Annotated in this window: 23 protein-coding genes and 1 riboswitch; of the genes, 17 read left to right on the top strand and 6 right to left on the bottom strand. The window is 72.9% G+C overall.

Annotated features, from left to right (window positions below; translation table 11 throughout):
- Positions 1-25: 25 nt before the first annotated feature.
- The gene (locus ACLQ2N_RS32215) at positions 26-310 is read right to left on the bottom strand and encodes a type II toxin-antitoxin system Phd/YefM family antitoxin (RefSeq protein WP_425818658.1); all 285 of its coding nucleotides are present in this window, start codon (positions 308-310) and stop codon (positions 26-28) included.
- 96 nt (positions 311-406) lie between these two features.
- Between ACLQ2N_RS32215 and ACLQ2N_RS32210 the strand changes: the two genes are divergently transcribed.
- The 3 genes from ACLQ2N_RS32210 (at position 407) to ACLQ2N_RS32200 (ending at position 2,334) form a co-directional block, all read left to right on the top strand.
- Positions 407-1,039, top strand: coding sequence for an ATP-dependent Clp protease proteolytic subunit (locus ACLQ2N_RS32210; RefSeq protein WP_425818656.1), 633 nt, complete (start codon positions 407-409; stop codon positions 1,037-1,039).
- Positions 1,040-1,046: 7 nt separating this feature from the next.
- Positions 1,047-1,355 carry a hypothetical protein gene (locus tag ACLQ2N_RS32205; protein ID WP_425818654.1) on the top strand — a complete coding sequence of 103 codons (309 nt, stop codon included), beginning with the start codon at positions 1,047-1,049 and terminating at the stop codon, positions 1,353-1,355.
- 337 nt (positions 1,356-1,692) lie between these two features.
- Positions 1,693-1,857, top strand: a riboswitch (cyclic di-AMP (ydaO/yuaA leader).
- A gap of 3 nt (positions 1,858-1,860) precedes the next feature.
- A complete protein-coding gene (locus ACLQ2N_RS32200; protein ID WP_425818652.1) occupies positions 1,861-2,334 on the top strand; it encodes a C40 family peptidase in 474 nt (157 codons plus the stop codon).
- A 10-nt stretch (positions 2,335-2,344) separates the two neighbouring features.
- Here the strand turns inward: ACLQ2N_RS32200 and ACLQ2N_RS32195 are convergent, their stop codons facing one another.
- Positions 2,345-2,776, bottom strand: coding sequence for an ATP-binding protein (locus ACLQ2N_RS32195; RefSeq protein ID WP_425818650.1), 432 nt, complete (start codon positions 2,774-2,776; stop codon positions 2,345-2,347).
- A 205-nt stretch (positions 2,777-2,981) separates the two neighbouring features.
- On the opposite strand from ACLQ2N_RS32195, the gene ACLQ2N_RS32190 reads away from it, so the two are divergent.
- Positions 2,982-3,842: a helix-turn-helix domain-containing protein gene (locus ACLQ2N_RS32190; RefSeq protein WP_425818648.1), complete on the top strand. Its 861-nt coding sequence runs from the start codon at positions 2,982-2,984 to the stop codon at positions 3,840-3,842.
- A gap of 25 nt (positions 3,843-3,867) precedes the next feature.
- A complete protein-coding gene (locus tag ACLQ2N_RS32185) occupies positions 3,868-4,065 on the top strand; it encodes a DUF397 domain-containing protein (protein WP_425818646.1) in 198 nt (65 codons plus the stop codon).
- A 13-nt stretch (positions 4,066-4,078) separates the two neighbouring features.
- On the opposite strand, the gene ACLQ2N_RS32180 is transcribed toward ACLQ2N_RS32185, so the two are convergent.
- The gene (locus ACLQ2N_RS32180; RefSeq protein WP_425818644.1) at positions 4,079-5,221 is read right to left on the bottom strand and encodes an 8-amino-7-oxononanoate synthase; all 1,143 of its coding nucleotides are present in this window, start codon (positions 5,219-5,221) and stop codon (positions 4,079-4,081) included.
- A gap of 142 nt (positions 5,222-5,363) precedes the next feature.
- On the opposite strand from ACLQ2N_RS32180, the gene bioB reads away from it, so the two are divergent.
- From bioB to mug, 10 genes are all read left to right on the top strand, one after another.
- Positions 5,364-6,587: a biotin synthase BioB gene (gene bioB, locus ACLQ2N_RS32175; RefSeq protein ID WP_425818642.1), complete on the top strand. Its 1,224-nt coding sequence runs from the start codon at positions 5,364-5,366 to the stop codon at positions 6,585-6,587.
- Positions 6,580-7,884, top strand: a complete 1,305-nt coding sequence (locus ACLQ2N_RS32170; RefSeq protein ID WP_425818640.1) for an adenosylmethionine--8-amino-7-oxononanoate transaminase — start codon at positions 6,580-6,582, stop codon at positions 7,882-7,884. The genes bioB and ACLQ2N_RS32170 overlap by 8 nt, the downstream gene beginning before the upstream one ends.
- Positions 7,885-7,886: 2 nt before the next feature.
- Positions 7,887-8,576: a dethiobiotin synthase gene (gene bioD / locus ACLQ2N_RS32165; RefSeq protein WP_425818638.1), complete on the top strand. Its 690-nt coding sequence runs from the start codon at positions 7,887-7,889 to the stop codon at positions 8,574-8,576.
- Positions 8,577-8,897: 321 nt separating this feature from the next.
- A complete protein-coding gene (locus tag ACLQ2N_RS32160; RefSeq protein ID WP_425818636.1) occupies positions 8,898-10,181 on the top strand; it encodes a cytochrome P450 in 1,284 nt (427 codons plus the stop codon).
- A gap of 64 nt (positions 10,182-10,245) precedes the next feature.
- Positions 10,246-10,686, top strand: a complete 441-nt coding sequence (locus tag ACLQ2N_RS32155) for a GNAT family N-acetyltransferase (protein ID WP_425818634.1) — start codon at positions 10,246-10,248, stop codon at positions 10,684-10,686.
- Between the two features lie 166 nt (positions 10,687-10,852).
- Positions 10,853-12,190, top strand: coding sequence for a hemolysin family protein (locus ACLQ2N_RS32150; RefSeq protein WP_425818632.1), 1,338 nt, complete (start codon positions 10,853-10,855; stop codon positions 12,188-12,190).
- Positions 12,187-13,206 carry a hemolysin family protein gene (locus ACLQ2N_RS32145; RefSeq protein WP_425818630.1) on the top strand — a complete coding sequence of 340 codons (1,020 nt, stop codon included), beginning with the start codon at positions 12,187-12,189 and terminating at the stop codon, positions 13,204-13,206. The genes ACLQ2N_RS32150 and ACLQ2N_RS32145 overlap by 4 nt, the downstream gene beginning before the upstream one ends.
- 81 nt (positions 13,207-13,287) lie before the next feature.
- The gene (locus ACLQ2N_RS32140; protein ID WP_425818628.1) at positions 13,288-14,157 is read left to right on the top strand and encodes an SGNH/GDSL hydrolase family protein; all 870 of its coding nucleotides are present in this window, start codon (positions 13,288-13,290) and stop codon (positions 14,155-14,157) included.
- Between the two features lie 59 nt (positions 14,158-14,216).
- Positions 14,217-15,659, top strand: a complete 1,443-nt coding sequence (gene purB / locus ACLQ2N_RS32135; RefSeq protein ID WP_425818626.1) for an adenylosuccinate lyase — start codon at positions 14,217-14,219, stop codon at positions 15,657-15,659.
- Positions 15,660-15,687: 28 nt separating this feature from the next.
- Positions 15,688-16,296, top strand: coding sequence for a G/U mismatch-specific DNA glycosylase (gene mug / locus ACLQ2N_RS32130; protein ID WP_425818624.1), 609 nt, complete (start codon positions 15,688-15,690; stop codon positions 16,294-16,296).
- Here the strand turns inward: mug and ACLQ2N_RS32125 are convergent.
- Positions 16,230-16,664, bottom strand: coding sequence for a hypothetical protein (locus ACLQ2N_RS32125; RefSeq protein ID WP_425818622.1), 435 nt, complete (start codon positions 16,662-16,664; stop codon positions 16,230-16,232). The genes mug and ACLQ2N_RS32125 overlap by 67 nt on opposite strands.
- 280 nt (positions 16,665-16,944) lie before the next feature.
- On the opposite strand from ACLQ2N_RS32125, the gene ACLQ2N_RS32120 reads away from it, so the two are divergent.
- Positions 16,945-18,105, top strand: coding sequence for an ROK family protein (locus ACLQ2N_RS32120; protein WP_425818620.1), 1,161 nt, complete (start codon positions 16,945-16,947; stop codon positions 18,103-18,105).
- A gap of 45 nt (positions 18,106-18,150) precedes the next feature.
- Here ACLQ2N_RS32120 and ACLQ2N_RS32115 read toward each other — a convergent pair whose 3' ends face one another.
- Both ACLQ2N_RS32115 and ACLQ2N_RS32110 read right to left on the bottom strand, forming a co-directional pair.
- The gene (locus tag ACLQ2N_RS32115; RefSeq protein WP_425818618.1) at positions 18,151-18,921 is read right to left on the bottom strand and encodes a GntR family transcriptional regulator; all 771 of its coding nucleotides are present in this window, start codon (positions 18,919-18,921) and stop codon (positions 18,151-18,153) included.
- A gap of 152 nt (positions 18,922-19,073) precedes the next feature.
- Entirely contained in the window at positions 19,074-20,045 is a 972-nt protein-coding gene (locus ACLQ2N_RS32110) for a DMT family transporter (protein ID WP_425818616.1), read from the bottom strand.
- A 47-nt stretch (positions 20,046-20,092) separates the two neighbouring features.
- Between ACLQ2N_RS32110 and ACLQ2N_RS32105 the strand changes: the two genes are divergently transcribed.
- Complete coding sequence (locus ACLQ2N_RS32105) at positions 20,093-21,541, top strand: PLP-dependent aminotransferase family protein (RefSeq protein ID WP_425818614.1); 1,449 nt, start codon at positions 20,093-20,095, stop codon at positions 21,539-21,541.
- The last annotated feature ends 26 nt before the right edge of the window (positions 21,542-21,567 follow it).

Below are 21,567 nucleotides of genomic sequence, written 5' to 3'. Positions count from 1 at the left end.
GGGGGCGCTTCGCCGTGTACGGGGGTCAGTCGTCCCGGCCGTGGTGGCCGCGGCGCTCGGCGGCGATGCCGAAGCGCTGCCGTTCGCCGGGAGCGGACGGGGTGGAGCCGATCGAGGAGACCGAGCTGATCACGTGCTCCTGCTCCGCCGCCTCCTCCTTTTCGAGTCGCTCCAGGTCAGCGGCCGATACGAGGGCGACGAGCGGTTTGCCGTGGCGCGTGACGACCACGCGCTCGCCGCCGTAGACGACACGGTTGATCAGTTCGGCGAGTTCAGCCCGGGCTTGCGTCACCGGAATCTCGTAGGCCATGCTCCCATCATAACCTTCTGTACATCCTGTACATTTTTTACGGAAGCGTGCGCGGGCTCCCCGCTGTGCCCGCGCGACCGGAGGAGAGGCACAGCCGTGTACCGTCCCGTCGCCCGCTACGTCCTGCCCGAGTTCACCGAGCGCACCTCCCAGGGCTCCCGGCCCCTGGACCCGTACTCCAAGCTGCTCGCCGAGCGGGTGGTCTTCCTCGGCACGGCCCTGGACGAGACGGCCGCCAACGACCTGGTGGCCCAGCTGATGTATCTGGAGCACGACGCGCCGGACCGGCCCGTCTCGCTGTACATCAACTCGCCGGGCGGCTCGTTCGGCGCGATGACGGCCCTGTACGACACGATGAACTTCCTCAGCTGCGAGGTGGAGACCTTCTGCCTGGGCCGGGCGGGGGCCGGAGCGGCCGTGCTGCTCGCCGCGGGCGCCCCGGGCCGGAGGCACATGCTCCCCGGCGCCAAGGTGGTCGTGAGCCAGCCCGCCCTGGACGAGCCGGTCCAGGGGCAGCCGTCCGACCTGGAGATCGAGGCGCGGGAACTGGCCCGGATGCGGGCGACGATGACCGGCATGCTGGCCCGGCACACGGGACGCTCCGTCGAGCAGGTCACCGAGGACACCGAACGCGACCTCGTCCTCGACGCGGAGGGCGCCCTGGCGTACGGGCTGGTCGACCACATCGTGCGTAACCGGGTACCTGCGCCGCCGCGCCCAGAGTGGTGAACCGGCGATGCAGCCACCGGAGTTCTCTCCGCTGCCCGCCCTGACCGGAGCTGAATCCGCGTTCGTCGACCGCTATCTCGATGTACTCGACCAGGTGGGCCGGATCAACCCGGCTCACGGCGACGACACCTACGCGGCCCTGCGCGCGGCCCAGGCGCTCGCCTCGCACGCGGCGGAGCTGCGGGACGCCCTCGCGCTGATGCACCGGCGCGGCGAGACACGTATCCACAGCACCACGCTGACCCGCGCGCTGCGGGCTCTGGACGGCGAGCGGCGGGCGGCCCGGATCACCCTGCCTCCGGCGCCGCCGGGCTGAGGCACCGGAGGTCACCGACACGCCCGAGGGGCGCGCGGGATTTCCTCGCTCGTTCGGCGTAGGCGTTCCCTCTCACGAGCGACGGACCGATTTGCCTTTCCGTGATGCGCATGGGGCGGATTCCTCCGCGACACCGCTGGTACGGCCATGGCCGACGGCGGCGGAGGAACCGCCGTACGGGTTCCGGTCCACCTGAACGGGCCATCCGCGGCGGTCTTCACCGATGGCTGTCCCGGCTCGGAAAACCGGCGCGAGGTGAGTCAAGATCCCTGGGACGACAAGCCCCCGCCACCGCGGCGGGGCGGTCCGGGCGGACGCCGAGTCCTGCCGCCGCCCGGATGACTGGTCGACAGGAGTGGATCGGCAGGAGTGGAGGACCCGAGCACTACGGGACCGCCGGATCTCCGGTCGTCCCTCGGGGTGAAGCCGCCTCGCGCGGCCGGGCAACTTCGCCAGCCCGAACCCGACAGGTCATCCTTCACAGGCGGCTGACGAAGGGTTGCGCATGAGTGCGCAGGTTCATGTCCCGTCTCTGCTCGCCCGGGCCACCACGGCCTCGGTCATGACTCTCGCCGCCGTCGGCGGCACGCTGTGCGTCCCGGGAGCCGCCCCCGAGGCGCAGGCGGCCGGCCACGCGACGAAGGCCCTGAAGATCGCCGCGTCGAAGAAGGGGGCGCCCTACCGCTGGGGCGCCACCGGGCCCGGCAGCTTCGACTGTTCGGGGCTGACGCTCTACTCGTTCAAGAAGGCGGGCAAGAAGCTCCCCCGGACGGCCCAGCAGCAGTACAACAGGACCAGGCACATCTCGGCGTCCCAGCGCCAGCGAGGTGACCTGGTCTTCTTCCATTCCGGGCGCAGCGTCTACCACGTGGGCATCTACGCCGGCAGCGGGAAGATCTGGCACTCGCCGAAGACCGGGGCCGTGGTCCGTCTGGAGAGGATCTGGACCAGGAGCGTCTACTACGGCCGGGTTGCCTGACCCGGGCGCCTCACGGCTGGACGGGGACCTGCCACGGGAGCGCCACCCAGACGGTCTTGCCGCCGTCGGCAGTGGGGGTGACGGTCAGCCGGCCGCCGTACTCCTTGGCCAGCGAGCGGATGATGACCATGCCCCGGCCGTTGTCCTGCTGGACGGCGGCGGGCAGCCGCCGGGGCCGGCGGGGGTGGCTGTCCGTCACGCCGACGCGCAGCTCCTCGTCGCGCTCCAGCCGGAGGTCGACGGTGAAGGTGGGTGACTGCCCGAACGTGTGCAGCACGGCGTTGGTGGCCAGCTCCGAGAGGATGAGGCGGACGGTGTCGGCCGCCTCCGCGTCCTCGGGCAGACCCCATTCCGTCAGGACCCGGGCGACGAACCTCCGGGCCGTGGAGACCGAGACCGGCTCGCTCGGCAGGGTGACACGTGCTTCCTGATGGTCTGCCATGGCGAGCCGTCCCTTTCCCACCCGTCACCGGCCCGGCGAGCGGTCCGGTTGTGCTTCGCGCCAGATTGCCACCGATGCTGCCCTCCGTGGCGGCGATCCACCAAGATATGCATATATCTGTCGCTCAAACCGGTGAACTCTCCCCACCCGGGCCCGCTCCGGCGCCACACTGTCTGCTCGTCGGGCAGCGGGAGGGAGCCATCGGATGCAGCACGGCCCTGCGGTACGGCGCCGCAAGCTGGGAGAGGAGCTGCGGAGCCTGCGTCACGCGTCAGGTCTCACGAGCAGGGAGGCGGCGGCGCTGGTCGGCTGGCACCAGTCGAAGGTGAGCAGGATCGAGACAGGTGTCAGCGGAGTGCGGCCGGATGACGTGAACCGGCTCCTCGACGCGTACGGAATGGGCGACCCGAAGCTCCGCGAGGTCCTGGGCGCGCTCGCCGGTTCGGCGGGCGGGGGCGGAGCGGGCTGGTGGCACGCGTACCGGGGTCTCATCCCGCCCCAGTACCGCGACTTCATCAGCCTGGAGTCCCAGGCGCGCACCGCCCGCACGCTGGAGACCTCGGTGGTTCCCGGGCTGTTGCAGACGGCCGATTACGCCCGTGCGGTGACCCGGGCCTCCCTGGACGGGCTGCCGTCCGGACAGCTGGACTCACTGGTGGAGGTGCGCCTGACCCGGCAGGGGGTACTGCGGAGCGAGCCGCCGCTGCGGCTGAGCGCGGTCCTGGACGAGGCGGTGCTGCGCCGGGAGGTAGGTGGCCGAAGAGTGATGCGTGAGCAGCTGCGCCATCTCGCCCGGGTGGCGCAACTTCCCCATGTGCGACTCCAGTTACTCCCCTTCTCGGTCGGCGGCTATGTGAGCCTCACCAGCCCTTTCGTTATCTTTTCTTTTCCGACCGCTTCTGACCTTGACGTGGTCGTCCTTGACCATTTGACGAGTAGCCTCTATCTGGAACGGAAAGAAGACCTTGCGGCGTACAGCTCGGCCTTCGAAACCCTTCAGACGCACGCGCTGTCGCCGGAGCACACGCTGGATCTGATCGCCGCGATCGACCGCGGCGACCGGTGACCCCCCACCGCCCGGAGGAAGCGTCATGTCCGATCACCTCGCCCGGCACGCGTTGCGTTGGCGACGCAGCAGCTACAGCACGGGGATGAACAACTGCGTGGAGACCGCGCCGTCCGGGAGCGGACGGCTGCTGGCCGTGCGCGACTCGAAGGACGTGGCCAGGACCCCCTTGGAGTTCTCCACCACGGCCTGGGCGTCCTTCGTCTCCGGTCTGAAACGCTGAGGCCGGCCCTGCCTCAGCCCTGGGGTGCGGTCCGCCGCACCGTCTCCACCGCCCGTGCGACCTGCTCGTCCGTCAGGTCCGCGCGGGCGGTCAGCCGGAGCCGCGAGACGCCGTCCGGGACGGACGGGGGCCGGAAGCAGCCCACCGCCATCCCGGCCGTCCGGCAGTCGGCGGCCCAGCGCACGGCGGCGTCGGCCGAGGGCGCCCGGACCGAGACGACCGCCGCGTCGGGCCGCACAGCCGTCAGCCCGGCCGCCGTCAGCCCCTCGTACAACGCGCCGGCGACCGTACGCGCCCTGAGCGCGCGGTCCGGTTCGCGGCGCAGCAGCCGCAGTCCGCCCAGGGCGGCGCCGACGGCGGCGGGGGCGAGTCCGGTGTCGAAGATGAACGTCCGGGCGGTGTTGACCAGATGGTCGATGACCCGGGCCGGTCCGAGGACCGCGCCGCCCTGGCTGCCCAGGGACTTGGACAGGGTGAGCGTGGCGACGACGTCCGCGTCGCCCGCGAGTCCCGCCGCGTCGAGCGCGCCCCGTCCCCCCTCGCCGAGCACCCCGAGTCCGTGCGCGTCGTCCACCAGGAGCGCGGCGCCTTCCGCCCGGCAGACGGCGGCCAGCGCGGGCAGCGGCGCGGCGTCACCGTCCACGGAGAACACCGAGTCGGTGACGGCCAGCTTCCGGCCCGCGTGCCCGCGCAGCGTCTTGCGGACGGCCTCCGGGTCGGCGTGCGGAACGACGGCGGTCTCGGCCCGGGAGAGCCGGCAGCCGTCCACGATGGAGGCGTGGTTGCCCGCGTCCGACGCGATGAGGGCACCGCGTCCGGTGAGCGCGGTGAGGGCCGCCAGGTTGGCGGCGTAACCGGAGGAGAGGACGAGCCCGGCCTCGAAGCCGCAGAACGCGGCGAGTTCGCGTTCGAGCTCGGCGTGCAGCGCGGTCGAGCCGGTGACCAGGCGGGAGCCGGTCGCCCCGCCGCCCCAGCGGCGCGCCGCGTCCGCCGCGGCGGAGGTCACCTCCGGGTGCCGGGTGAAGCCGAGGTAGTCGTTGCTCGCGAGGTCCAGCAGCTCCGCCTCGGCCTCGCGGGGCCGCAGCCGGCGGACGAGCCCCGCCTCCGCGCGCCGGCGCGCCTCGTCCTCGATCCAGTCGAACGGGGTGGCGGGCATGAGCGGTCCCTTTTGTAGGCAGCTCACAGACCCTAACCGGGCCCACGCCAAGACACTGTGTGGCGATGCACACACCCCGTGTCAGCTCTGTTGTCCGGTTCCTCCTTGGCTCCGGGCGGTGCGGTGCGTCAGGATCATCGCCATGGACCTCCTGAACACGCTGGTGGACAAGGGGCTGCGGCGCGAGCTGCCGACCCGTGAAGAAGCGCTCGCCGTACTGGCGACCCCCGACGACGAACTGCTCGACGTGGTGGCCGCGGCCGGCAAGGTGCGCCGTCAGTGGTTCGGGCGGCGGGTGAAGCTGAACTACCTGGTCAACCTGAAGTCCGGCCTCTGCCCCGAGGACTGCTCGTACTGTTCGCAGCGGCTCGGCTCCAAGGCCGAGATCCTCAAGTACACCTGGCTGAAGCCGGAGGAGGCCTCGAAGGCGGCGGCGGCCGGGGTGGCCGGCGGGGCCAAGCGCGTCTGCCTGGTGGCCAGCGGCCGGGGCCCGACGGACCGGGACGTCGACCGGGTCTCGCAGACCATCGAGGCCATCAAGGAGCAAAACGAGGGCGTCGAGGTCTGCGCCTGCCTCGGTCTGCTCTCCGAGGGGCAGGCCGACCGGCTGCGTTCGGCGGGCGCCGACGCGTACAACCACAACCTCAACACGTCCGAGGGGACGTACGAGGAGATCACGACCACCCACACCTACGCCGACCGCGTCGACACGGTGCAGCAGGCGCAGGCCGCCGGGCTCTCCGCCTGCTCGGGGCTGATCGCGGGAATGGGCGAGAGCGACGAGGACCTGGTCGACGTGGTCTTCTCGCTGCGCGAGCTGGACCCGGACTCGGTGCCCGTCAACTTCCTGATCCCGTTCGAGGGGACGCCGCTCGCCAAGGAGTGGAACCTGACGCCGCAGCGCTGTCTGCGGATCCTGGCGATGGTGCGGTTCGTCTGCCCGGACGTGGAGGTGCGGCTCGCGGGCGGGCGCGAGGTCCATCTGCGCTCGATGCAGCCGCTCGCCCTCAACCTGGTCAACTCCATCTTCCTGGGCGACTACCTGACGAGTGAGGGCCAGGCCGGGCAGGCGGATCTGGACATGATCGCGGACGCCGGTTTCGAGGTGGAGGGGGCGGGCACGACGACGCTCCCCCGGCACCGCGCGGACGCGGCGGCCGGCTGCGGTGCGCACGCGAGCGGTGGCTGTGCCTCCGACGCCGAGGGCTGCGCTCCGCACGCGGGCGGCGGCTGCCGGCCGTGCGGGGAGGGCACGGAGGCGGAAGCCGTACCCGCCGCCGAAGCACCGGGAACCCCGGGTGCCCGTACGGATCTGGTGGCGGTCCGCCGCCGCGGCGCGGGCACGGACCTCGCTCCCAATGCCTGAGCCGCTCTCCCCCGCCGCGCTCCGGGAGCTGGACCGGGCGCACGTCTGGCATCCGTACGGCCCCATGCCGGGCCGGCAGGAGCCGCTGGTCGTGGAGTCCGCGTCCGGGGTCCGGCTGCGGCTGGCAGAACCCGTCCACGGCCACGAGGAGTTGGTCGACGGGATGTCCTCGTGGTGGTCGGCCGTGCACGGCTACAACCACCCCGTGCTGAACGAGGCGGCGCGCGGCCAGCTGGACCGGATGAGCCATGTGATGTTCGGCGGGCTCACGCACGAGCCCGCCGTCCGGCTGGCGGCCCGGCTGGTGGAGATCACGCCCGAGCCGCTGCGCCACGTCTTCCTCGCGGACTCGGGCTCCGTGTCGGTCGAGGTCGCCGTGAAGATGTGCCTCCAGTACTGGCGGTCGGCCGGGCGGCCGGCCAAGAAGCGGCTGCTGACCTGGCGCGGCGGCTACCACGGGGACACCTGGCAGCCGATGTCGGTGTGCGACCCCGAGGGCGGGATGCACGAGCTGTGGTCCGGTGCCCTGCCCCGCCAGGTCTTCGCCGCTGAACCGCCCGCCGGTTACGACTCCGAGCCCGACCCGGCGTACGCGGCACATGTGCGCGAACTGATCGAGCGGCACGCCGACGAACTGGCGGCCGTCATCGTGGAGCCGGTGGTCCAGGGGGCGGGCGGTATGCGCTTCCACTCCCCCGGCTATCTGCGCGTGCTGCGCGAGGCGTGCGACGCGCACGGCGTCCTGCTCGTGTTCGATGAGATCGCGACGGGGTTCGGCCGTACGGGAAGACTGTTCGCCGCCGAGCACGCGGGGGTGTCCCCCGACGTGATGTGCGTGGGCAAGGCACTGACCGGCGGCTATCTGACGATGGCGGCGACGCTGTGCACGAGCGAGGTGGCCGACGGCATCTCCCGCGGCGAGGTGCCGGTGCTCGCCCACGGGCCCACGTTCATGGGCAACCCGCTGGCGGCTTCGGTGGCCTGCGCCTCCATCGACCTGCTGCTCGGCCAGGACTGGCAGCGGGAGGTCAAGCGGATCGAGGCCGGGCTGAACGAGGGCCTGGCCGTGGCGCGGGAGCTGCCCGGCGTCCGCGAGGTGCGGGTGCTCGGCGCGATCGGGGTCGTGCAGCTGGACCACGAGGTGGACATGACCGCGGCGACCGCGGCGGCGGTGGGCGAAGGGGTGTGGCTGCGGCCGTTCCGGGACCTCGTCTACACCATGCCGCCGTACGTGACGGGTGACGACGATGTGGCACGGATCTGCCGCGCGGTGTGCGCTGCGGCGCGGGAGGGCTGAGCATGAGCGTTCTGGTGGTGACCGGCACCGGCACGGAGATCGGCAAGACGATCGTGACGGCGGCCGTGGCGGCGGCGGCCGCGCACCGCCGCGTCGCCGTCCTCAAACCGGCCCAGACCGGCCTGGAGCCGGGCGAGCCCGGCGACGTGGCGGAGGTGGCACGGCTGGCGGGCGCCCATGTGACGGCGGTCGAACTGGCCCGCTTCCCCGAACCGTTGGCGCCCGCGACGGCCGCCCGCCGGGCCGGGATGGACCCGGTGCGCCCGTACGAGGTCGCCGAGGCCGCCGGGAAGCTGGCCGCCGACCACGACCTGGTCCTGGTCGAGGGCGCCGGCGGGCTGCTCGTGCGGTTCGACGACGAGGGCGCGACCCTGGCGGACGCGGCCCGGCTGCTCGCGGCCCCGGTCCTGGTGGTCGCCCCGGCCGGTCTGGGCACGCTGAACTCCACGGCCCTGACGGCGGAGGCGCTGCGGGCCCGGCGGCTCGACTGCCTGGGGGTGGTCATCGGCAGTATGCCGGCCGCGCCCGGTCTCGCGGCGCGCTGCAACGTGGCGGACCTCCCGGTGGCCGCCGGGGCTCCGCTGCTGGGCGTCGTCCCGGAGGGCGCCGGATCGCTGGCCCCGGCCGACTTCCGGGCGCGGGCGGCGGGCTGGCTGGCCGCACCGCTGGGCGGCGACCGCCCGCTGGGCTGAGCGCCGGACGCGGTGCGCCACCCGGTCTCCGCGCGGCTGGGCGTGGACTCCCCGAGGACGGCCGGACCGCGTGGCGGCATCCCGGCCGTCCGGCGGACATCCCGGCCCGGACGGGCCGAGTGTGCGGGCGGCCGGGAGGTGCCCGCACGGGCGTTCACCGTCACATCCTGGACGTATTCCGCACCCCGGCCCCCCATCGGTCGAACACCTGGTCATAATTCCTGCTCAGGGCTCAGGTAGCCGAAGTCACCGCGGTCGGCCACGTCCTGGCGGCACAGGCGCGCCAACCGACCATTTCTCGCGACGACTCATGGAGTGACATTGAGTACGACGACGTTCCGTTCCCGCATCACGGCCCGGCTCGGGCGTGGCTACCTGGCCAGGATCCAGAAGCACGGGTTCGGGTCGACCACGATGAGGCTGCTCCCGGAACAGCTGCTGATGCCGCTGCGCAGGGACGGACTCGACCCGGTCCGACGGCTCGCCGAGACCCGGGCGGTCGCACCGGTGTCCAGGGTGGTGCTGCCGTTCGGAATGGATGCCTGGGTGGTCACCGGCTACGAGGAGTCGAAGGCCGTGCTCGGCTCCGCCGAGGGCTTCAGCACGGACTTCGCCCACCTGGCGGGCAACGCGGGCATAGCCGCCGAGCACAGCCCCGGCGGCCTGGGATTCAGCGATCCTCCGGTGCACACGCGGCTGCGCCGCATCCTGACGCCGGAGTTCACCATGCGCCGGCTGCGCCGGCTGACGCCCAGGATCGACGCCATCGTCGCGGAGCGCCTGGACGCGATGGCGGCCGCGCCCGGGCCGGTCGATCTGGTGCACGCGTTCGCGCTCCCCGTGCCGTCGCTGACCATCTGCGAACTGCTCGGGGTGCCCTACGAGGACCGCGACGACTTCCAGAAGCTGGCCATGGACCGCTTCGACCTGTTCGCGGGGACCACCGCGCCCTTCGGCGCCATGTCGGCCTCGCTCGACTACTTCCGGGGGGTCGTGCGGGACCAGCGGCGCGCGCCGGGCGACGGCCTGCTCGGGATGATCGTGCGGGAGCACGGGGACAGCGTGGACGACGAGGAACTGGCGGGCCTGGCGGACGGGGTGCTCACCGGGGGCTTCGAGACGACCGCCAGCACGATCGCGCTCGGCGCCCTGGTGCTGCTGCGGAACCCGGAGGTGGCGGACCGGCTGCGCGCGGACGACGGTGTGACGGCGCCCTTCGTGGAGGAGGTGCTGCGCTATCTGTCGGCCGTGCAGATGGCCTTTCCCCGGTTCGCCCGCGAGGACATCGAGATCGCGGGCGTGGTGATCCCGCGGGGCGACATGGTGATCTGCTCGCTGAGCGGCGCCAACCGCGACCCGGCGTACGTCACGGACGACGGGCGGTTCGACGTGGACCGGGTCACTCCGGCCGGGCATCTCGCCTTCGGCCACGGCATCCACCGCTGCATCGGCGCGGAACTCGCGCGCATGGAGCTGCGCTCCGCCTTCCCCGCCCTGGTCCGGCGCTTCCCCGCGATGCGGCTGGCCGTCCCCCCGCAGGACCTGTCCTTCCGCAAGCTGTCGATCGTGTACGGCGTCGAGTCGCTGCCCGCACGACTCCGCTGAGCCGGTCGCGTACCGGCGGGGAAAGCGCTCGCCCGGAGCAGCGGCCCTCTGATTGGCTCACCCCATGAGTAATCCCCCGATACGCCCCGCCGCCCCTTCGGACATCGCCGACGTGCTCCGTTTCTGGCGGACGGCGGCGGAAGGCACCAGCATCAGCGACGACCACGACGGGGTGGCCCGGCTCATCGACCGCGACCCGGGGGCGCTGCTCCTCGCGGAACGGGAGGGCCTGCTCGTGGGGACCGTCATCGCGGGCTTCGACGGCTGGCGGTGCTCCGCCTACCGGCTGGCCGTCCATCCGGACCACCGCCGGCAGGGCATCGCGACCGCGCTCCTCGACGCGGCGGAGCGGCGCTTCGCCGAGCTGGGCGGGCGGCGGGTGGACGCCATGGTCCTGGAGAGGAACGAGCGGGCCCACCACGCCTGGCGGGCGGCCGGCTACCACCGGGAGGACCACTGGCGGCGGTGGGTGAAGCCGTTCGGGCCGGGCACAGGGGGCAGGTGAACGGCCACACCCGCGACTTTGCCGATCCTTTACTATGGGGAGGCACTCCTGACCCTTCCGACGAAAGGTGTGAGCGTCCGCCCATGGGCGAGCCTCCCAGTATCCGAAGCCACCGACATCGCGCGGTCCGCCGGTCCCTGCCCGATCATGGGACGGAGGTGAACCGATGACCGAAGTGCTTCTGCTGCTCGTTGCGGTACTGCTCTCGCTCGCCTGCGGCGCCTTCGTCGCCGCTGAGTTCTCCCTGACCACGGTGGAGCGCGGCCAGCTGGAGCGGGCCGTCGAGCAGGGCGAGCGCGGGGCCGCGAGCGCCATGAAGGCGGTCCGCGGCCTCACCTTCCAGCTGTCCGGGGCGCAGCTCGGCATCACGGTCACCAACCTGGTCGTCGGCATGCTCTCCGAGCCGTCCATCGCGAAGCTGATCCGGGGTCCGGTGGAGGCCGTCGGCCTGTCGCCCGGCGTGGCCTCGTCCGTCGCGCTCGTCATCGGCACGGCCCTGTCCACGGTGTTCCTGATGGTCGTCGGTGAGCTGGTCCCGAAGAACTGGGCCATCTCCTCGCCGCTCGCGGTGGCGAAGACGGTCGCCGCCCCGCAGCGGGCCTTCACGGCCGTCTTCCGGCCCTTCATCAGCCACCTCAACAACACCGCCAACCGGATCGTGCGCCGGTTCGGGCTCGAACCCGCCGAGGAGCTGGCCTCCGCCCGCAGCCCGCAGGAGCTGGTGGCGCTGGCCAGACACTCGGCCAAGGAGGGCGCGCTGGAGGCGGACACCGCCGAGCTGTTCGTCCGTACCCTCAACCTGCCGGAGCTCACCGCCGAGAACGTGATGACCCCGCGCGTGCAGGTCACGGCCCTGGAGGTCGGCGCCACCGCCGAGGACGTCGCCAACGCGACCCGGGCCACCGGCCTCTCCCGCTTCCCCGTCTACCGGGGCAGTCTCGACACCGTCGTGGGCGTCGCGCACATCAAGGACGTGCTGGCGGTCCCGGCCGAGCAGCGGCCCCGCAAGCGGGTGTCCGAGATGCTGCGCGAGCCGGTGCTCGTCCCCGAGACGCTGACCGTGGACCGGCTGCTCGACCGGCTGTCCGGCAGGCTGGCCATGGCGGTCGTGATCGACGAGTACGGCGGCACGGCGGGCGTCGTGACGCTGGAGGACATCGTCGAGGAGGTCGTCGGCGAGGTGCGCGACGAGCACGACCCGCACGAGACGCCGGACCTCGCCCCGGCCGGTGAGGACGCCGACGGACGCGTCCTGTGGTCGGCGGACGGCGCCGCCCGCACGGACCAGCTGGAGACGATCGGGCTGCGTGTGCCGGACGGCCCGTACGAGACGCTGGCGGGCCTGATCGCCACGGAGATCGGCCGCATCCCGGCCGTGGGCGATTCGGTCGAGCTGGCCGGCTGGCGCCTCGACGTGGTGGACGCCTCCGGGCGCCGTGCCGCCCGGGCGCTGCTGCACGCGCCGCTGACCGGTTCCCACCAGCCGTCGGAGGACGAACGATGACCGCCGTACAACTCTTCATCGGTCTGCTGACGCTGGTCGTGAACGCCTTCTTCGTCGGCGCGGAGTTCGCTCTCATCTCGGTGCGCCGCAGCCAGATCGAGCCACAGGCCGAGCAGGGGAACCGCCGGGCCCGCAGCGTCCTCTGGGGCCTCGAACACGTCTCGGCGCTGCTCGCGGCGGCGCAGCTGGGCATCACGCTGTGCACCCTGGTGCTGGGTATCGTCGCCGAACCCGCGATCGCGCATCTGCTGGAGCCCGTCTTCGACGCGGTGGGCGTGCCGCACGGCCTGGTCCACCCGGCCTCGTTCGTGATCGCCCTGTCGGTGGCGACCTATCTGCACATGCTGCTGGGCGAGATGGTGCCCAAGAACATCGCGCTGGCCGAACCGGTGCGCACCGCGCTGCTGCTCGGCCCGCCGCTGGTGGCACTGGCCCGGGCGCTGCGCCCGGTGATCTTCGCGATCAACGCCTTCGCCAACGCCCTGCTGAAGCTGTTGCGGGTGGAGACGAAGGACGAGGTGGAGGCGACGTTCTCGGACGACGAGCTGGCCCGCCTGGTGAAGGACGCGGGTGACGCCGGGCTGGTCGACGACCGGGCGGCCGAGCGCCTGCACCACGCGCTGGAGCTGGGCCGTCGTCCGGTACGGGACGTGGTCCTGCCGGTCGACCGGGTGATGTACATCCGGGTCGGGGCGACACCGGAGGAGCTGGAGCGGTTGTCGTACGAGACCGGGTTCTCGCGCTTCCCGGTGATGGACGCGGAACAGCGCATCCTCGGCTACCTCCATGTGAAGGACGCCCTGGACGTGAGCCCGCGCGACATGCCGTTCCCGGTCTCCTCGATGCGGCCGATCGCCCGGATCCGGGCGGCGACGCCGCTGGACGACGCGCTGACGGCGCTGCGGCGCAGCCGTACGCACCTGGCGGCGGTCCTGGACGAGGACGGCAGGCTCGCGGGCATGGTGACGATGGAGGACGTGCTCCGGGAGCTGGTGGGACGGCCGCAGAGCCGCTGAGCCGGGGCGGTTCCGGGCTTCCGTCCGGGGCCGCCCTTCGCCCGTCGGGGCCGTACGGCACCGCGATACGATCGCAGCGCCATGGAAATCAATGCCTCATACACCAGTCTGGTCGCGGTCGGCGACTCGTTCACCGAGGGCATGTCGGACCTGCTGCCCGACGGTTCGTACCGGGGCTGGGCCGATGTGCTCGCCTCCCGGCTCGCCGCCCGGACGCCGGGTTTCCGGTACGCCAATCTCGCGGTACGCGGGAAGCTCATCGGCCAGATCGTGGACGAGCAGGTGGAGGTGGCGGCCGCCATGCGGGCGGACGTGGTGACCCTGGTCGGCGGCCTCAACGACACCTTGCGCCCCACGTGCGACATGGGCATGGTGCGCGGACGCCTCGAGGAGGCGGTGGAGCGCCTGGCGCCGTCCTGCGGGAAGCTGGTGCTGATGCGCAGCCCCGGCCGCAACGGCCCCGTGATGGAGCGGTTCCGGCCGCGCATGGAGGAGCTGTTCGCGCTGGTGGACGAGCTGGCCGCGCGGCACGACGCGGCGGTGGTCGACCTGTACGGCGCCCCGGTGCTGGGCGACCCGCGCCTCTGGGACGTCGACCGGCTGCATCTGACCGCCGAGGGGCACCGCCGGGTGGCCGAGGCGGTCTGGCAGACGCTGGGGCTGCCTCCGGAGAGCGACTGGCGGGCCCCCCTGCCCGCCTTGGCCCCGGCGCGCTGGGCCGCCCGGCGGGTGGAGGACGTGCGCTTCGCCCGGCAGCACCTGCTGCCCTGGATCGGACGGCGGCTCACCGGGCGCTCCTCGGGTGACGGACGCGCCGGGGCGCAGTTCGACGCCGAGCGGGGGCGGGCCTTCTGGGTGACCCCGGAGGAGAAGGGCTGGGCGGCTCCGGTGGCGACGTGGCGGCAGGTGGAGTCCGGTGAGCGGGAGGGACGCGACGCGTCCGGTTCGTAGCAACGCACAAACCGGACCTCGGCGCTGAGCTGCACAAACCGCCAGTAGAATCCGTACACGTGACTGCTGTGTCTGCGAAGCCTCGCATCCCCAATGTCCTGGCCGGCCGCTACGCCTCCACGGAGCTGGCCGTCCTCTGGTCCCCCGAGCAGAAGGTGAAGCTGGAACGCCGGCTGTGGCTGGCGGTGCTGCGCGCCCAGAAGGACCTCGGGATCGAGGTGCCCGACGCCGCCCTCGCCGATTACGAGCGTGTCCTCGACCAGGTCGACCTGGCCTCCATCGCCGAGCGCGAGAAGGTCACCCGGCACGATGTGAAGGCCCGGATCGAGGAGTTCAACGCCCTCGCCGGCCACGAGCACGTCCACAAGGGCATGACCTCGCGCGACCTCACCGAGAACGTGGAGCAGCTGCAGATCCGGCTCTCCCTCGAGCTGATGCGCAACCGCACCGTGGCCGTCCTGGCCCGCCTGGGCAAGCTGGCGGCCGAGTACCGCGAGCTGGTCGTCGCCGGGCGCTCCCACAACGTGGCCGCGCAGGCCACCACCCTCGGCAAGCGCTTCGCGACCGCGGCCGACGAACTGCTGGTGGCGTACGGCCGCCTCGACGACCTGCTCGGCCGCTACCCGCTGCGCGGCATCAAGGGCCCGGTCGGCACCGCGCAGGACATGCTGGACCTGCTGGGCGGCGACGCCGGGAAGCTCGCCGAGCTCGAGGAGCGCATCGCCGGCCACCTCGGCTTCGCGCACGCCTTCACCTCGGTCGGCCAGGTCTACCCCCGGTCGCTCGACTACGACGTGGTGACCGCGCTGGTCCAGCTGGCCGCGGCACCCTCGTCGGTGGCGAAGACCATCCGGCTGATGGCCGGCCACGAGCTGGTCACCGAGGGCTTCAAGCCGGGCCAGGTCGGCTCGTCCGCGATGCCGCACAAGATGAACACCCGCTCCTGCGAGCGCGTCAACGGCCTGATGGTCATCCTGCGCGGTTACGCGTCGATGACCGGCGAGCTGGCGGGCGACCAGTGGAACGAGGGCGACGTCTCCTGCTCCGTGGTGCGCCGCGTCGCCCTGCCGGACGCGTTCTTCGCGTTCGACGGGCTGGTCGAGACGTTCCTGACGGTCCTGGACGAGTTCGGCGCGTTCCCGGCCGTCGTGGCCCGCGAGCTGGACCGCTACCTGCCGTTCCTCGCCACCACCAAGGTGCTGATGGGCGCGGTGCGCGCCGGGGTCGGCCGCGAGGTCGCGCACGAGGCCATCAAGGAGAACGCCGTCGCCTCCGCCCTCGCCATGCGCGAACAGGGCACCGAGCGCAACGAGCTGCTGGACAAGCTCGCGGCCGACGAGCGCATCCCGCTGGACCGCGCCCAGCTGGACGAGCTGATGGCCGACAAGCTCTCCTTCACCGGGGCGGCCGGCGACCAGGTCACCGCGCTCGTCGCGCGGATCGAGGAGATCACCAAGCAGCACCCCGAGGCCGCCGGCTACGCGCCCGGCTCCATTCTCTGACGGCGCCCCGGCCGGACCGTCCCCGCAAATGACGCCCGAAGAACTCCAGGCCGCCCGCGACCGCGTCGTTCCCGACGTGGTCGCGGGCGGCCTGCGCGTTCTGTTCTGCGGGATCAATCCCAGCCTGACGACGGCTGCGACGGGGTACCACTTCGCCTTCCCCGGCAACCGGTTCTGGCCGGTGCTCCACCTGTCCGGCTTCACCCCGCGCCGGCTGGCCCCCGCCGAGCAGGCCGGACTGCTCGACCACGGGCTCGGCATCACCAACGTCGTCGCCAGGGCCACGGCCCGGGCCGACGAGCTGTCCGCAGAGGAGTTCCGGGAGGGCGGGCGGATTCTGACCGCCAAGGTCGAGCGGCTGCGCCCGCGCTGGCTGGCCGTCGTGGGGATCACGGCGTACCGCACGGCGTTCGGCGAGCGCCGGGCCCGGATCGGGCCGCAGGAACGGACGGTCGGCGGGGCCCGGGTCTGGGCGCTGCCCAACCCCAGTGGCCTCAACGCGCACTGGACGGCCGCCGCGATGGCCGAGGAGTACGCCCGGCTGCGCGCGGCCGTGGAGGCCGGCAGTGCTCACGGCGGGTCGGTCTCCGTCACGACCACGCTCAACTCGCAGCCGGAGCCGCCCTCCTCCAGGTAGAGCGCCAGCGCTATCCAGCGCCCCTCGATGTACCAGAGGCGCAGGTACTCGCAGCCCGCGGCGGTGTCCGCCCACGGCTGGGGTATCTCCTCGCCGGCGAGCATCCGCTCCTGGGCGCTGAACAGACTGACCAACTGCGGCTCGCCCCAGCGGCTGCCGAGCAGGGTGACCAGGGCCTCATGGTCCGCGAGGCACTGGGCGCGGCGCTCCAGCCGCCCCGCCTCGTCGTCCTCCCAGGCGTCGTCCACGTAAAGGAACGCCGTGTGGTAACCAGGACCGCTGACTCCCGAACCCGACCGGACCCGTTCCGCGGGGAACGCCCGGGCGCGCATCCCGTCGATGAGGCGGAGGTGATGTGCGGTGGTCATGCCGTCAGTAAACCTTCCGCCACTGACAATCGGGGCTCCGCCCCCTGATTTGAGATGATTTCAGCCACCTCGTTCCGGTTGCCGTGGCCGCAGTTGGCTCCTGCCGGGCAGCAACTGGGCGGCGACCGGCAGCAGATGGCACCGGTCGCGCACCCGGGCCCACGGCAGCCGTACCCGGCGTCCCGAACCCCTTCCTAACGGCTTCGCATCCCTTGGTCGCCTCCCCCCTGAGCAGCGAGTACGATCCGCCTGACATGCGCACTAGCTGGGAGGACACACCGTGGGCCGGCTGACCGGCGGGGACCCCTCGCTGCTGCGGCGGATCAATTCCGCGGTGGTACTGCACGCCCTCCGGGGCGCGTCCTCCTCCCCGACCCTCACGGATCTGACCCGGATCACGGGTCTGTCCCGCCCTACGGTCGAGGGAGTCGTGGAAGGGCTCTTCGAGGCGGGCCTGGTCGTGGAGTGCGCTCCGGAGGGGGCCGAAACCCGCCGCCAGGGCCGTCCGGCCCGCCGCTTCCGCTTCCGCGCCGAGGCCGGGCACCTGCTGGGCATCGAGATCGGCCCGCACCGCGTCTCCGCGCTGCTGTCGGGGCTGGACGGGCGGATCATCGGCGCCGGTTCCCGCGAGGTGCCGGAGACCGCCGGTGCCGACGACCGGCTCGACCGGGTACGGGCCGTGGTCGCCGACGTCCTGCGCCGCACCGGCGTGGCCCGCAGCAGCCTGCGCGCGGTCGGCGTGGGCAGCCCGGGCATCGTGGAGGCCGACGGGACCGTGCGGCTGGGCACCGCGCTGCCGGACTGGACGGGCCTGCCGCTGGGCGAACGGCTGAGGCGCTCCTTCCGCTGCCCGGTCCTCGTGGAGAACGACGCCAACGCCGCCGCCGTCGCCGAACACTGGAAGGGCGCGGCCACCGAGTCCGACGACGTCGTGTTCGTGCTGGCGGGGCTGAGCCCGGGCGCCGGCTCCCTGATCGGCGGGCGCCTGCACCGCGGGTTCGGCGGCGCGGCCGGGGAGATCGGCGCGCTGCACCTGTTGGGCCGGGACGTCACGCCGGAGCACCTGCTGTCCACGACGGACACCCCGCTGGACCCGCTGGACGAGCACGCGGTAGCCGCGGTGTTCGCCAAGGCACGGCACGGGGACGAGCAGGCCCGGGCCGCGGTGGAGCGGTTCATCCAGCGCCTGGTGCACGACGTGGCGGCGCTGGTGCTGGCGCTCGACCCCGAGCTGGTGGTGGTCGGGGGCTGGGCCGCCGGCCTGGACGGGGTACTGGACCCGCTGCGGAGCGAGCTGGCCCGATACTGCCTGCGCCCGCCCCGGGTGTGCCTGTCGCTCCTCGGCGAGGCTGCGGTGGCGACCGGTGCGCTGCGGCTCGCGCTCGACCATGTGGAGGAGCAGCTGTTCGCCGTCGAGGGAACGGTGACGGCCCGCCGCTGAGTGCGACGGGCCGTGGGGCGCGGACGGGCCCTCAGAGCGTCCGGGCTAGGAAGCCTGGCGCTCCTCCTGGACCGGGTGGCTGATCTCCAGGGCGCCCGAGTCGCCGAAGGTGAGCCGGCAGGTGTCGGCCCGGTACGTCGCGACCGAGACCGCCGCCGTGCCGCCCGCGGCGAGGTAGCGGGTGGTGACCACGAGGACGGGGGCGCCGGGGAGCCGGTCCAGCTCCCTGGCGTCGTCGGCGCGGGCGGAGCCCAGCTCGACGGAGCGGTCCTGGCCGTCGAGGCCGAGCCGGTGCAGTTCGCGCACGACGTTGCGGGCGCGGGCCGCGCCGGACGGGGCGTCTATCCCGGACAGGTCGGGCACGGAGGCGGACGGCACGTAGAGCAGCTCGGCGGCGACCACTTGGCCGTGGCTCGTGCGGATGCGGCGCACGACGTGGACGGGCTCCTCGGCGCCGGCGTTCAGCGTCGCGGCGACCGCGGCGGGGGCGGGAGCGCTCTCGCAGTCCACCGCCTGCCACGCCGTGTCGGCCCCGCCGTCGGTCCAGTCGTTGCGGGCGGTGGAGACGGCCACGCCGACGCGGGGCGGGGCGACCGTGGTCCCGACGCCGCGGCGGCGGTGCAGCCTGCCTTCGAGTTCGAGCTGCTCCAGAGCCTGCCGGAGCGTGGCCCGGGCGACGCCGAACCGGGCGGCGAGCTCACGCTCGTTGGGAAGGACCTCCCCCACCGCGAAGTCCGAGTCGAGTGCCTCACTGAGCACGGTCTTGAGGTGCCAGTACTTCGGCTCCTGCACCGTTTCCAGCTGCGTGGTCCCCACCCTGTCCTCCGCAATCGCCCAGCGGCTTATTCCGCGACGTTATTTATTAAAGGTTCCTGTCTTAACGTTGAGACCATAGGACGGCGCAACCCCTTGGTCAAGACCAATCCTGCGCCGGAGACCCTGTGAATCGACGATGCGCCGCACAGCGTTCACAGGACGTTCGCGGACCGGCGCACCGCGCGCGGCCCGGCGTCCGTCTTCGGAGCGGGGGCTCCCACCTGCGGGGCTGCCCCGCCGCGCCGCTCCAGCATCCCCGAGCCGATCGCCACCCCGAGGCCGACGAGGCAGGACCCGGCGGCCTGGGCGAGACCGTACGAACCGGTGCCCACGAGCGGGGCGGTGAGCGCGGCGGAGACCGGGATGAGGCCGGAGAAGAGGGTGGCGCGCTCGGCGCCGACGCGCTGCATGCCCATGTACCAGCAGACGAAGCCGATGACCGTCACGACGGCCGCCTGCCAGACCAGCGCCAGCGCCTCGGGCCCGGTCGGCACGCGGAGAAAACCGCCGCCGTCCAGCACCAGGCCCAGGAGCGTCGACTCGGCCGCGGCGAGGGCGCACACCGTCGCGGACAGCAGCTTCGGGCCCAGCGGGCGCAGGACGGGCACCGCGATCACGGCGAAGCCCACCTCGCCCGCCAGTGCGCCGACCGAGCACAGGATGCCGCTCAGGTCGGTGCGCCCCCAGCCCTGGACCGTGAACGCCCCCACGGCGACCAGCGCCGCCGCGCACAGCACGGGCCGGGTGGGCCGGCGCCCTTCCAGCAGGGGGACGAGGACGGCGACGAGGATCGGGGCGCAGCCGACGAAGACGCCCGGGACCGCCGGTTCCGCGGAACGCTCGGCCGCCAGGACGGCGAAGTTGAAGCCGACCATGCCGACGGCGGCGAGCAGCGCGAGCCGCGCCCACTGCCGTCCGGTGAGCAGCCGCAGCGTGGCGGCGGGGCGCGGTTCGCCGGGACGGTGGATCAGGGGCAGCAGGAGGAGCGCCGCGAGGCCGTAGCGGAGTGCCTGACCGCCTGCGTAGGGGTAGTCGCCGAGGACGCTGTTGGCGGTGAAGGAAGCGCCGACGAGGACGCAGGCGAAGGCGGCGAGCGAGGCGCCGCGCAGAGAGGTCGCGTTCATGGGACCGACGCTAGGGAGCGCGGTGGCTCGGTTTAAGGTCCACTTCCATGACAGCTTCGGGGACCAATCCGCCCTCCGACGGCAGCGGTGAAGGCCGCGCATTCGTCTCGACAGCCTGGGAGTTGCTGCTTCCGGTGGCGTCTGCTCCGGTACGCGGCCGCGGGCGGGCGCTCCAGTCGGCGCTGCGCGAAGCGGTCCGCTCCGGTCGTCTGGCGCCGGGGACACGGCTGCCGTCCAGCCGGGAGCTGGCCGCCGATCTGAGGGTCTCGCGCGGTCTGGTGACCGAGGCGTACGAGCAGCTGACGGCGGAGAGCTATCTGCGCAGCGGGCGCGGTGCGGGGACGTGGGTGAGCGGGTCGGCGAGGGCGGCGGCGGGCGGTGCGCGGGACCTGGCGCCGCGTGCCCGTGGGGTGCGGGTCGACTTCCGGCCCGGGACGCCCGATCTCTCCCTGTTCCCGCGCAGCGCCTGGACCGCCGCCCACCGCTCGGTGCTCGGCCGGCTGCCGCACGCGGCGCTCGGCTACCCGGACCCGCGCGGCCTGCCGGAGCTGCGTGTCGCCCTGGCCGCGCTCCTGGCGCGGCGGCGCGGGGTGGTCGCCGATCCGGAACGGCTGCTGGTGTGTTCCGGGGTCGCGCAGGCGACGACATTGCTGGGGTTCGTCCTGCACGGGCGCGGGGTGCGCACGGTCGGTGTGGAGGACCCGGGGAGTCCCGAGCACACGGCGCTCTTCGCCTCCGCCGGGGTGGCGACCACCATGATCCCGCTGGACGACGAGGGTTTGGCGCCGGAGCCGCTGGGACGTTCCGGGGTGCGGGCCGTGGTGACGACGCCGGCTCACCAGTTCCCGACCGGAGTGGCGTACTCCGCCGCGCGTCGCAGCCGGCTCCTGGAGTGGGCGCGGGAGACGGACGGGCTCCTGATCGAGGACGACTACGACGGTGACTTCCGGTACGACCGTGCCCCCGTCGGCGCCCTCCAGGGCCTCGATCCCGAACGCGTCGCGTACACCGGGTCGGTCAGCAAGTCGCTGGCCCCCGGGCTGCGTCTGGGCTGGCTGATCGCACCCGCGTCGATGACCGCCGAGCTCGTGGAACGGAAGCGGACGATGGACCTCGGCAACCCGTCCCTCGAACAGGCGGTGCTCGCCGACTTCGTGACCGGCGGGGGCTACGACCGTCAGCTGCGGCGCTGCCAGCGGGCCTACCGGGAGCGGCGCGACGTCCTCACGCGGGCCCTGGCCGAGCACATCCCGGGCACGGAGGTGAGCGGCGTCGCGGCGGGGCTGCACGCCATCGCGCGGCTCCCGCAACGGTGGGGGCCGGAGGAGGAGTTCGCGGAGCGCGCGGCAGCCGCCGGGGTCGCCGTGCGCCTGCTCCGCGCATACGGGACGGAGCGGCCGGCGGACGGCTGCGTGCGCCTCGTGCTCGGTTACGCCCATCTCGCCCCGGGCGACATCGTGCGCGGGGTTCGCGCACTGGCCGCCCTTACGCAATAACGTTGCTGACCTGCGGTGATGACCGG

This window comes from Streptomyces sp. DT224, assembly GCF_049844595.1.
In the GTDB taxonomy this organism is placed as follows: domain Bacteria; phylum Actinomycetota; class Actinomycetes; order Streptomycetales; family Streptomycetaceae; genus Streptomyces.
This window is presented reverse-complemented; position numbering and strand designations above follow the sequence as displayed.